Genomic DNA, 12,308 nt, shown 5'->3' with positions numbered 1-12,308 from the left:
CACCCGCGCCGGCGCCCGTGCCGGCCCCTGCCGCGGCGCGCGTCCCGCCGCCGGTGGCGACGTCGCCGGTCTCCGGGGCCGAGGACCACGACGGCATGACGGTCCTCAGCTCCGACGTCGTGGCCCTGCGCCGGCAGCTGCCGGACTGGGCGGGCGACGCCGTGCCGGCGCTGGCCGTGCCGGACACCCGGACGCCGCCCCCGGCCAAGATCCACCTCTCCTCGGGCCTCGTGGTCTCGCTCAACCGCCCGGTGCTGCTCGGCCGGGCGCCGCAGGTCTCACGGGTCTCCAACAGCGAGCTGCCGCGCCTGGTCACGGTGCCCAGCCCGAACCAGGACATCTCCCGAACGCACTGCGAGGTGCGGATGGACGGCGAGGACGTCCTGGTCACGGACCTGCGCTCGACCAACGGCGTCCTGCTGCTGCGTCAGGGCCAGGGCCCGCAGCGCCTGCACCCGGGCGAGCCGACGGTGGTGGAGACGGGCGTCGTCGTCGACCTGGGGGAGGACGTGACGTTCATCGTGGAGCGCGGCACGTGACCGCTCGACGCGAGCCGTCGTCCCCGCCCGCCATCCCGGGCTACGAGTCCGTCCAGCTCCTGGGGATGGGCGGCTTCGCCGACGTCTTCCTCTACCGCCAGCTCATGCCGCGCCGCTCGGTCGCGGTCAAGGTGCTGCTCGCGAGCCACCTCGGCGACGACGTGCGCGAGCGCTTCCGCACCGAGGCCGACCTCATGGCGACGCTCTCGCACCACCCGTCGATCGTCACCATCTACCACGCCGACGTCGCTGCGGACGGCCGGCCCTTCCTCGTCATGGAGTACTGCTCGCGCCCCGGCCTGGGCCAGCGGTACCGCAACGAGCGCATGGGCGTCGCGGAGGTCCTGCGCATCGGCGTCCGGCTCGCCTCCGCGGTCGAGACGGCGCACCGCGCCGGCATCCTGCACCGCGACATCAAGCCCGCCAACGTCCTCATCACGGACTTCGGCTGGCCGGCCCTGACCGACTTCGGCATCGCGGCCACGACCGGCTGGAGCCAGGGGAGCGCGGTCGGCATGTCGATCCCGTGGTCGCCCCCCGAGCTGCTGGCCGAGAACCCCACGGGTGACGTGCGTGCCGACGTGTACTCGCTGTCGGCGACGATCTGGTCCCTGCTCGCGCGCCGCTCGCCGTACGAGGTCGTCGACGGGTCGAACACCGCGGCCGACCTGATCTCCCGCATCGAGCGCGGCGCGCTGCAGCCGACGGGCCGCGGCGACGTGCCGGAGAGCCTGCACGCCGTGCTGACGCGCGCCATGGACCGCTCGCCCGAGCGCCGGCACCACAGCGCGCTCGCGTTCGCGCGGGCGCTGCAGCAGGTCGAGGCGGAGCTCATGCTCCCGCTGACGCCGCTGGACCTGCCCGAGGAGGCGTCGCTCCCCTCGGAGGACACCCACGAGCGCGAGGACCAGGGCGACTCCACCCGGCTGCGCCCCGTGCAGAGCGTGTCCCCCGACGCGGCGCCCGCCGTGGTCACGGCCGCGCCGGTCGCCGGCATCCCCGGGCCCGCGCAGCAGTTCCCGTCCACCGTGCCGGAGCAGGCGCCGACGGGCGTGCCCGAGGCCTGGCAGCGGGCGGCCGCCCAGACGGCCGCGGACCCCGAGCCCGAGCCTTCCGGCAGCGGCGGCGGCGCCGGTCGCGTCATCGGCGCGAGCCTGGGCGGTGTCGTGGTGGTGGCGGCGCTCGTGGTCGGCGGGGTGTTCGCGTTCCGCCCGGACCCGGGCGTCGAGCCGACCCCGACGCCGACGGCCGTGGTGCCGTCCATCCGCGCCGTCCCGGCGCCGGAGGCGCTCGAGGGCGCGGTCGAGGACGGCGCGGCCGTCTTCACCTGGGAGAATCCGGACCCGCAGGAGGGCGACAGCTACCTGTGGGGGGTGAGCCTCGCGGGCACGGAGCCGCAGCTCGAGCTGGTCGGCGAGGAGACGGTGACGGTGACGCCCGTGGTCCCCGGCGAGCAGCTGTGCGTCGAGGTCTCGATCGTCCGCTCGGACGGTCGCTTCTCGACCAGTCCGGCCACCGCCTGCGTGCAGGCCTAGGCGCACGACGACGACGGGGGTGGGATGAGCGGGACGGTGCGGAACGCCACGCGCACGGTGACGACGCGGCGGCGACGGTGGACGACCGTCGTCGGTGCCTCGGTCGTGCCCGCGGTCCTGGCCGTGCTCGCGCTCGTCTACCCGGGCGTGCCCGTCTCGCAGGTCGACCTCAACGACGGCGCCGTGTGGCTGACCAACACCTCCGAGCGCAAGCTCGGCCGCTACAACGCCCAGATCGACGAGCTCAACGCCGGGCTCGTCACGCAGGCGCTCGACTTCGACGTCCTGCAGGACGAGGGCGACGTCCTGCTCACCGAGAACGGCAAGGTGTCCGTCGTGGACGCCGCGAGCGTGGCGCTCGTCGCGCAGATCTCGGTCCCGTTCGGCTCGCCCGTGACGATGTCGGGCGGCACCGCTGCCGTGGTCGTCGATGGAGACGTCTGGGCCCGCACCGTCCCGACGCTCGGCACGCTCAGCATCGAGACCGAGGACCCGGACCTCGAGCTCGGCGGCGGCGGCGTCGCGGTCGTGGCGCGCGACGGCTCCGTGCTGGCCGCCGAGACCGACGGGACGCTGCACCGGATGACGGTGGCCGACGACGAGCGGTCCACCGAGGAGGACGGCGCGCTCGCGGGCGAGCCGGCGGGCGGCTTCGGCCAGGTCACCGCGGTCGGCGACCAGCTCGTGGCCCTCGCGGGCCTCACCGTCCACACGCCGACGGGCTCGGCGGACCTGTCCGAGTACGGCTCCGAGCTCGTGCTGCAGCAGCCGGGGCCGCGCTCCGACGTCGTCCTGGTGGCGACGGGGACGTCGCTGCTCGAGGTCGCGCTCGACGGCGGCCGGGTGCGCGAGCACGAGACGGGCGGCAGCGGCCGCGCGGCCGCGCCCGTGCGCGTCGGCGCGTGCGCGCTGGGAGCGTGGGCGACCGCCACCGGCAGCTACGTGCAGCGCTGCGGCGACGGCGAGGCCGAGGTCAGGGACCTCGAGGGCATGACGACGTCGGACCGCCTCGTCTTCCGCGTCAACCGCGACGTCGTCGTGCTCAACGACACGCTCAAGGGTCGCCTCTGGGTGCCCATGGAGGACCCGGAGCTGCGCGAGCCGAACTGGCAGGACATCGAGCCGCAGGAGGAGACGACCCAGGACGACGAGCAGTCCGAGAGCCGCGACAGCACGCAGAACCTGCAGGCGGAGTGCTCGGCGCAGTCGTCCGCACCGTCGGCGGAGGACGACGAGTACGGCGTCCGCGCGGGGCGCACGATGATCCTCTCGGTCATCGACAACGACTCATCCTCGGACTGCGGCATCCTGGCGGTCAGCGAGTTCGAGCCGATCCCCGAGGAGTTCGGCGTCGTCGTCCCGATCTACGGCGGGCGCTCCTTCCAGCTGACGACGCGCCCCGACGCCACCGGCTCGGTGGAGTTCACCTACACGATCGACGACGGGCGCGGCACCAACGCGCCGTCGACGGCGACCGTGCGCCTGACGGTGCGCGACGCCTCCGAGAACGGCGCGCCCGTGCAGCTGCGGGTCAGCTCCGTGACCGTCGAGGCGGGCGGCTCCATCGCCTACGACGTCCTGCCGGACTTCCGGGACCCGGACGGTGACCCGCTCGTGCTCGCCGGCGCGGTGGTGGACGGCACCGGCACCGTCCGCACCCGCCAGGACGGCGTCGTGACGTACTCGGCCGACGGCGGCTCCCTGGGGCGGCAGACCGTCGTCGTGCAGGTCTCCGACGGCAGCGAGACCGTCGAGGGCACCCTGTTCGTCGACGTGCGCCCCGCGGGCTCCGTGCCCCCGACCATCGACCCCGTCCACGCCGAGACCTACGTGGACCAGCCGGTCGTCGTCCGGCCGCTCGACAGCGTCCGCAGCGGCTCGCGCGAGCCGGTCCGGCTCGCCGGGGTGGAGCAGGTCCAGGGCACCACGCTCACGAGCGACCTCGAGGCCGGGACCTTCACCTTCTCGGCGCCGACCCCGGGCGTCTACTACGTGACCTTCGTGCTCGCGGCGTCGCCCCAGCAGGTCGAGGGGGTCGCCCGCATCGACGTCAAGCAGCGTCCCGACCAGACCCCGCCGCCCGTAGCGGTGCTCGACCGCGCGCTGCTCCCGCCGGGTGGCGACGTGACGATCGCCCCGCTCGCGAACGACGTCGACCCCGGGGGCGGGGTCCTCGTCGTGCAGTCCGTGGAGGTCCCGGGCGACACGGGCCTGCGCATCGCGGTGATCGACCACGAGCTGCTGCGCATCGACTCGACCCGCGTGCTCGAGGCGCCGGTCACCGCGACGTACACGATCTCCAACGGTGCCGCGACGGCGACCGGCGAGGTCCTCGTCCAGCCCATCCCCGCGTCCGCGACGCAGCAGCCGCCCGTGGTGCCCAACGTCGAGGTCTCCGTGCGGACGGGCGGCGTCGTGACGATCCACGCGCTGCGGGACGCCTACGACCCCGACGGCGACCAGCTCACGCTCCTGCCGACCCTCGTCGAGCCGCTCGGCGAGGGCGAGGGCCTGATGTTCGTCTCGGGCGACGCCCTGCGCTACCAGGCGCCCGCCGAGCCGATGGAGGTGCACGCGACGTTCGAGGTGGCCGACGAGGTCGGCAACCGGACGGCGGCCACCGTCACGGTGAACGTGCATGCGTCCGACCGGGGCAGCAAGGCGCCGCCGCGCCCCCGTGACCTCACCGCGCGCGTCTTCGCCGAGGACGTCGTGCGCATCGACGTCCCGCTCACCGGCATCGACCCCGACGGCGACGGCGTGTACCTGCTGGGCGAGGACCGCGCACCGACCAAGGGCCGCATCGTCGCCACGGGCGCCGACTGGATGGAGTACGAGGCGCTGCCGGGGGAGTTCGGCACCGACACCTTCACCTACGCGGTCGAGGACTGGGCCGGCCGGCGCGCCGTCGGGACCGTGCGCGTGGGCATCGCGCCGCGCCCCACGACGTCGGCCACGGTCGTGAGCCGCAACGACGACGTCACGGTGCGCCCGGGGCAGAGCGTCGAGGTCCGCGTCCTGGCCAACGACGTCGACACGGGCGGCGGTGAGCTCACGCTCGACGAGGAGCTGATCCTGGCCGAGGGCGTGGACGCCGAGGTCGAGGGCCGCCGGATCGTGGTGCGCACCAGCGAGGTCGGCGTCCTGCAGATCGGGTACACGGCGCGCAACGAGCGCGGCGGCGTGGGCACCGCGGTGCTGACGGTGGACGTCCGCGAGGACGCCGAGATCCGCCCGCCGGTCGCGCGCGACGTCGTCGTCCCGGCGACGGACACGATCAACAAGACGACCGTCGCGGTGGACGTCCTGGAGACCGCGGAGAACCCGTCCGGCCCGCTGAGCGACCTCGAGGTCTCGGTGCACCCCTCGGCCGCCGACGTCGCGGTCGCGGAGGGCCGCACGGTCGTGGTCACCCTCGGTGAGACCGCGCAGACGATCCCGTACGTGCTGACCAACACCCGGCCCGAGGCCGACGGCGTGCGCTCGTTCGCGTTCATCACGGTGCCGGCCCTCGGCGACTTCCCGCCCATCCCGCGGCCCGGCGCGCCCACGCTCGAGATCGTGGCGGGAGAGCCGCTCGAGATCGACCTGGACGAGCAGATCCAGGTGGCCCCCGGCCGCAAGCCGCGCCTGACGGACGCCACCACGGTCACGGCGACCAAGTCCGACGGCACGCCGCTCGTCGTCGACGACCGCACGCTGCGCTACACGGCGCAGCGCGACTACGCCGGCCCGGCCTCCATCTCGTTCGAGGTGACCGACGGGACGCCGTCCGACGTCGACGGCCGGACCCGCGTCATGACGCTGTCCATCACGGTGCTGGCCGCGGAGGACTACCCGCCGACGTTCGCGCCGTCGGTGCTCGAGGTGGCCCAGGGCGAGACGACGCAGGTGGACCTGCGGGCCTTCACCTCGAGCGCGGGGATCGCGTCCGGGCAGGAGCGCTACACCTACGCGCTCACCTCGCAGCCGCCGCTCGGCGTGACGGCGACCCTGACCGACTCGGTGCTGACGCTCAGCGCCGAGGAGGCGGTACCGAAGGGCACCGTCGGCGGCCTCGGGCTCGCCATCGGGTACGGCACGGCGCAGAGCGTCACCGCGCAGGTGGACTTCCGCGTCACCGCCTCGACCCGGCAGCTCGCTCGCCTCGTCGACCGCCTGGTGCCGGACGGCGTCGAGGGCGGTGCGTCCACGGTCAACGTGCTCGAGGGCGCCTTCAACCCCTTCCCGGACACGCCGCTGACGGTCGTGGACGCCATCGTCGAGACGCCCGGGGCGGGTACCGCCGGCGTCGCGGGCAACCAGGTCACCGTGCGTCCCGCCGCCGGGTTCATCGGCCAGATGGTGACCCGCTACCGCGTGCGCGACGCCACGGGCGACGCCGCCCGCGAGGTCGAGGGCCGCATCACCGTCGTCGTGCGCGGCCGCCCCTCGCAGCCCGCACCGCCCCGCGTGGTGGAGGTCCGCGACCGGACCGTCGTGCTCGCGTGGGACGCGCCCGCCAACAACGGCGAGCCGATCACGGGCTACCGGCTCACCGGGCAGCCGGGCAACATCGTCACCGAGTGCGCGAGCACGACGTGCACCGTCGGCAACCTCACCAACAACGTCGAGTACACGTTCACGGTGATGGCCAAGAACGCCGTGAACTGGTCGGACGCGAGCGCGGTCTCGCTGCCGGCACGCCCGGACGCGAAGCCGTCGGCCCCGGCGGCCCCGCAGCCGGTCGGCCCGGGGTGGGGCAACGGGTCGATCTCCGTGCAGTGGACGCCGCCGGCGAACACGGGCTCGCCGATCGTCCGCTACGACCTGGAGATCAGCCCCGCCCCGCCGGGCGGCTCGGCGAGCGCCACCACCGCCGGGACCGCGCACACGTTCACGGGGCTCGCCAACGGCACGGCCTACTCCGTGCGCGTGCGCGCCGTGAACCTCGCGCCCGAGCCGGGCGACTGGAGCGCGCCGTCGGCCGCGCTGGTCCCGGCCGGGCCGCCGGGCGCTCCGGTGAACGTCGCCGCGACGAACTCGCCCATCGGCTTCTTCGGCAACGGCGAGATCACCGCCACCTGGGCGCCCGGCCCCGAGAACGGGGACCCGGCGCGACAGTTCCTCGTCACCGTCAACGGCTCGACCGTCGAGCTGCCCGGGAGCGCGCGCAGCCACACCTTCACCGCCGAGCGGGGACGCCCCTACAACGTCTGCGTCGTCGCCCGCAACAAGGCGGGCGACTCGCCGTGCGCCTCGACCACGGGTGAGGTGTGGAGCCAGCCCTCGGGGCCGCAGTCCGTCGGTGCCCGCCAGGGCGGCGGCGAGGGCGACCCGGTGGCCCCGGGTGCGGCGACCATCGTGCTCACCTGGGAGCCGCCCGCCGACACCGGCGGCGCCAACATCCAGATCAAGCGGTACGAGATCGAGGGTGTGGGCACGTTCGGCCCGGGTGAGCGGTCGGCCACCGTCACGAACCGCACCGGCGGTCAGACGTACAGCAGCTACCGGATCCGCGCGGTGAACAACCGCGACGCTGTCGGCGAGTGGGTGGCCTTCCCGGCCGTGACGCCGACCACGGCACCGTCCGAGCCGCGCGGGGGAGCCATCTCCGTTCCCGCCGACCCGACGACCCTGACCGTCTCGTGGCAGCCGCCCAGCGCCACCGGCGGGCTCCCCGTCACCTACCAGTACCGCTACCGCGCCGGCTGGAACCGTCTCGTCGGCAGCGGCATCAACTGGGGTGACGGCCTGGGCGACGGCTGGAGCGGGTGGACCGACGCGGGTGCGGGGACCACCTTCGGTCCGCTGAACCTGCCCGGGCAGATCCGCGACCGCGGCGGCCGGATCGAGGTGGAGGTCCGCGCCAGCAACGGCCGCGGCTCCAGCCCCGGCGTGCTGTTCATGGAGAAGGACGTCGACCCGGCACCGCCGCCGCCCCCCGACCAGGGCGGCGGCTGACGCCCGCCCGCTCGCCCTGACCACCCCCGCACCACCCGAGGAGACACGCACGTGACGATGAGCCCTGAGCAGAGCGCCTGGTTCGCCGAGACCTTCGACGCGCTCGTCGCGAACGTGGGACAGGCGCTCCTGGGCAAGGACCAGGTGGTCCGGCTCGCGCTGACCTGCATGCTCGCCGAGGGGCACCTCCTGCTGGAGGACGCCCCCGGCACCGGCAAGACCTCCCTCGCCAAGGCGATCGCGGCGACGGTCCAGGGCACGCACAGCCGGATCCAGTTCACGCCGGACCTGCTGCCCTCCGACGTCACGGGCGTGACGATCTACGACCAGAACACCCACCGCTTCGAGTTCCACCAGGGTCCGGTGTTCGCCTCCGTCGTCCTCGCGGACGAGATCAACCGCGCCTCGCCCAAGACGCAGTCCGCGCTCCTGGAGGTCATGGAGGAGTCCAAGGTCACGGTCGACAAGGTCTCCCACCCGGTCGGCCGCCCGTTCATGGTGATCGCGACGCAGAACCCCATCGAGCAGGCGGGGACCTACCGCCTGCCGGAGGCCCAGCTCGACCGGTTCCTCATGAAGACGTCGCTCGGCTACCCGGACCACGACTCGACCGTGCAGATCCTCGCCGGCTCGGCCGAGCGGGACCGCACCGCCCACCTGACCGCGAAGATCACGACGAACGCCGTCGCCGAGATGGCGCAGCTCGCGTCCACGGTGCACGCGGACGCCGCGGTGCTCGACTACGTGGCGCGCCTGGTGCAGGCCACGCGTGACGACGCGCAGACGTCGCTCGGCGCGAGCATGCGTGGCGCCCTGGCGCTCGTGCGCTGCGGCAAGGTCTGGGCCGCCTCGCAGGGGCGGGGGTACATCATCCCGGACGACATCAAGCTCCTGGTCGACCCGGTCCTGGCGCACCGCATCATCCTCGACACCGAGGCCGAGTTCTCGGGCGTGACCGCGACGCAGGTCGTCGCCCGCGTCCTCGCCGAGACGGCACCGCCGGCGGCGCGGGTCTGACGTGAACCTGCTCCGAGCCGCCGGGCGCGCCGTCGCCCGCGTCCTGCACCCCGTCTCCCCCCTGGGCTGGGCGGCGCTCGCGTGCGCCGTCGTGCTGGGGGCCGGGGGCTGGTGGCTGGGCTGGGTCGAGCTCACGGTGGTGGCCACGGCGCTCGGCGGTGCGGTCGCGGTCTCGGTGCTGCTCACCCTCGGTCGCTCGACGTACGAGGTGGACCTGGACCTCTCGGACAACCGCGTGACCGTCGGGCAGCGCGCCGTCGGACGCCTCGTGGTGCGCAACACGTCCCGTCGCCGCCTGCTGCCCGCCCAGATCGAGCTGCCGGTGGGCAAGGGCTCCGCGGACTTCCACCTGCCGTCCCTCGGCCCGGGCGGGGAGCACGAGGACGTGTTCGCGATCCCGACGACCCGCCGCGCCGTGGTCGTGGTCGGTCCGGTGCGCTCGGTGCGCGGCGACCCCCTCGGGCTCCTGCGGCGCCGCGTGCGCTGGACGGACCCCGTCGACCTGTACGTCCACCCGGAGCTCGTCTCGCTCGCGGGCGCGGCGTCGGGCGTGCTGCGCGACCTCGAGGGCCAGGCGACGCGCGTCGTGTCCGACTCCGACATGTCGTTCCACGCGCTGCGGGACTACGTGCCGGGCGACGACCGCCGCCACATCCACTGGAAGACGTCGGCCCGCATCGGCGAGCTCATGGTGCGCCAGTTCGAGGACACGCGGCGCACGCACACGGCGATCGCGCTGTCGACGTCGACGGACGACTACGCGAGCGCCGACGAGTTCGAGCTCGCCGTCGCGGCCGCCGCGTCCATCGGCGTCCAGGCGCTGCGCGACGAGCGGGACCTCACGGTCCTGGCCGGCGGGGGCAGGCTGCGCACGGAGAACCCGCCGCGGCTCCTCGACGACTGCGCGGGCCTCGAGGCCGCCGCCGACGGCCGCCCCACCGACCGTCTCGCGCAGTGGGTGGCGCGGGAGGCGGCAGACGCGTCCGTCGCGATCCTGGTGACGGGTTCCGTGCCCGGCCGCAGCGACCTGCGGGCCGCGGCCCGGCAGGTCCCCGTCGGCATCCGCACCCTCGTGCTGTCGTGCACCGCGGGCGGCGAGGTGGAGGTGGCGACGCACGGCGTGCTGTCGCTCGCGCAGCTCGGGTCCCTGGCCGACCTGCCGCGCGTGCTCCGCCGGGTGGTGGCCGGATGAACCCGGAGCAGCAGTCCTCGGGCCGGCGCGGGCTGGTCGACGCGCTCGTGCTCATGGCGGCGACCGCGCTCGCGCTGCTGCCGCTCGTGCCCGTCTACGGCCTGCGCGCCGCGCTGCCGCCGGTCGTCGGAGGGGTCCTGCTCGGCGGCGGCATCGCGCTGCTCGCCGCGCGCCGCCGCTGGGGCACCATGCTCACGGCCGGCGCCATGATCGTGGCGTACCTGCTCGCCGGCGCGGCGCTCGCGGCGCCCACGACCGCGTGGCTCGGCGTCGTGCCGTCCCCGAGGTCGCTCGTGCTCCTGCTCAGCGGCGCCGTGACGGTGTGGAAGCAGGTCCTCACGCTCGACCCGTCCCTGGGCGGCAGCGGCAACCTCCTCGTGGCGCCCTACCTGCTGGGCTTCGGTGCCACGGCGCTCGGCGTGAGCCTGGCCCGCCGTGCCTCGCCGCGCCGTGGCGCGTGGGCCGCCGTCGTGCCGCTGGTCGTCCTGGCCCTGTCGGTCCTGCTCGGCACCAAGGTGACGGTGCAGCCGGTCGCCGCCGGGCTGGTCCTCGTCGCGCTGCTCGGCCCCTGGGTCGCCTGGCGCCGCGGGACGCTCGCCCCGCGCCGGGTCGTCTCCCTGCTCGTCATGGCCGCGGTCGTGGCCACGAGCGGCGCGGTCGCCGGGCCCGTCCTGGGCACCGACCGCGCGCGCTTCGTGCTGCGCGACGAGCTCGTGCCGCCCTTCGACCCCAAGGACCACGCCAGCCCGCTCTCGGGCTTCCGGCAGTACATCAAGGAGTGGCAGGACACGGACCTGCTCACGGTGCGGGGCCTGCCCGAGGGCACGCCCGTGCGGCTCGCGACCATGGACGCCTTCGACGGCGTGGTCTGGAACGTGGCCGGCTCCGAGACGGCGGAGGGCTCGGGCCAGTTCCGCCGCGTGGGCGAGACGATCCAGACCTCGGTGCGCGGCGAGGAGGTCGAGGTCGAGGTCGAGGTGCACCGCCTGCCGTCGGTCTGGCTGCCCACCGTCGGCTACTCGCAGCGCTTCGACTTCGCCGGGTCCGACGCGCTCGAGCTGTCCGGTGACCTGCGCTACAACGACGCGACGGGCACGGCGGTGCTGGCGGACGGGGTCCCCGAGGGCACGCGCTGGACCGCCCGGGTCGTCGTGCCGCCGGTGCCCGACGACGACGAGATCGGCACCGCGACCGTGAGCCCGGTGCGCCTGCCCGAGCCGCAGGCGGTCCCGGAGGCGGTGCCGCTGTTCGCGGGCGACATCGCGGGGACGGCGACCTCGCCCGTGCTCATCGCGCGCACGCTCGAGCAGGGACTCGTCGAGCGGGGGTGGTTCAGCCACGGCATCACCGAGGCCGGTGACTACCCGTCGCTGTCCGGGCACGGCGCCAACCGGCTCACGACCCTGCTCACGGACGAGCTCATCGTCGGCGACAGCGAGCAGTACGCGTCCGCGATGGCGCTCATGGCTCGCGAGATGGGCCTGCCCGCACGCGTGGTCCTCGGCTTCCTGCCGGACGAGGACCAGGAGGGCGCGGAGGAGATCACCCTGACCGGCGACGACATCCACGCCTGGGTCGAGATCTCGTTCTCCGGCCACGGCTGGGTGCCGTTCTACCCGACACCGGACGAGTCGAAGACGCCGCGCGAGGACACGCCCGACGAGGTGGCCGAGCCCCAGCCCCAGGTCGTGCAGCCGCCCCCGCCGCCGCAGGACCCGGTGACGCCGCCCGACGACGACACCGAGCAGCCCCAGACGGACACGCCGCCCACCCCGCCGGTGGTGCCGGCGGCCTGGCGCGCCGTCGCGCTGCTGGCCGTCGCGGTCCTGGGGCCGCTGCTGCTCCTCCTGGCCCCGTTCGTCGTGATCGCCGTGGCCAAGGGGCGACGGCGCAGGCGGCGCCGCGCCGAGGGCGTCCCCGTCGACCGCGTCGTCGGGGGCTGGGAGGAGGTCCTGGACGAGGCCCGGGACCTGCGGGTCCCGCCACCGCCGCTCGCCACCCGCCGCGAGACCGCCGTGCACCTGGCCGAGGCCTTCGCGGCCGGGGCGCCGGCGGGCCGCAGGGCCAGGAAGCGCGCGGCCC

General features: G+C 74.7%; 6 protein-coding genes. All 6 read left to right on the top strand.

Features of this window, described 5'->3' with window-relative positions; all coding sequences use genetic code 11:
• A partial coding sequence (locus IDM29_RS10570) for an FHA domain-containing protein (RefSeq protein ID WP_223148202.1) occupies positions 1-539 on the top strand: 539 nt, incomplete at its 5' end.
• Complete coding sequence (locus tag IDM29_RS10565; RefSeq protein WP_188037506.1) at positions 536-2,074, top strand: serine/threonine-protein kinase; 1,539 nt, start codon at positions 536-538, stop codon at positions 2,072-2,074. The genes IDM29_RS10570 and IDM29_RS10565, both read left to right, overlap by 4 nt.
• 24 nt (positions 2,075-2,098) lie before the next feature.
• The gene (locus IDM29_RS10560) at positions 2,099-8,017 is read left to right on the top strand and encodes an Ig-like domain-containing protein (RefSeq protein ID WP_188037505.1); all 5,919 of its coding nucleotides are present in this window, start codon (positions 2,099-2,101) and stop codon (positions 8,015-8,017) included.
• Between the two features lie 57 nt (positions 8,018-8,074).
• On the top strand, positions 8,075-9,034 hold the full coding sequence (locus IDM29_RS10555; protein ID WP_182112089.1) for a MoxR family ATPase: 960 nt from the start codon (positions 8,075-8,077) through the stop codon (positions 9,032-9,034).
• Position 9,035: 1 nt separating this feature from the next.
• Positions 9,036-10,226 carry a DUF58 domain-containing protein gene (locus IDM29_RS10550; protein WP_309232717.1) on the top strand — a complete coding sequence of 397 codons (1,191 nt, stop codon included), beginning with the start codon at positions 9,036-9,038 and terminating at the stop codon, positions 10,224-10,226.
• Positions 10,223-12,308 (top strand): transglutaminase-like domain-containing protein (locus IDM29_RS10545; protein ID WP_188037504.1); only part of this gene is annotated, 2,086 nt, incomplete at its 3' end. The genes IDM29_RS10550 and IDM29_RS10545, both read left to right, overlap by 4 nt.

It is taken from the genome of Actinotalea sp. JY-7885, assembly GCF_014525465.1.
Classification (GTDB): domain Bacteria; phylum Actinomycetota; class Actinomycetes; order Actinomycetales; family Cellulomonadaceae; genus Actinotalea.
This window is presented reverse-complemented; position numbering and strand designations above follow the sequence as displayed.

Coding starts and splice junctions, on each gene's coding strand:
- IDM29_RS10560 (WP_188037505.1), top strand. CDS start 2,099: ATGAGCGGGACGGTGCGGAACGCCACGCGCACGGTGACGACGCGGCGG.
- IDM29_RS10555 (WP_182112089.1), top strand. CDS start 8,075: ATGAGCCCTGAGCAGAGCGCCTGGTTCGCCGAGACCTTCGACGCGCTC.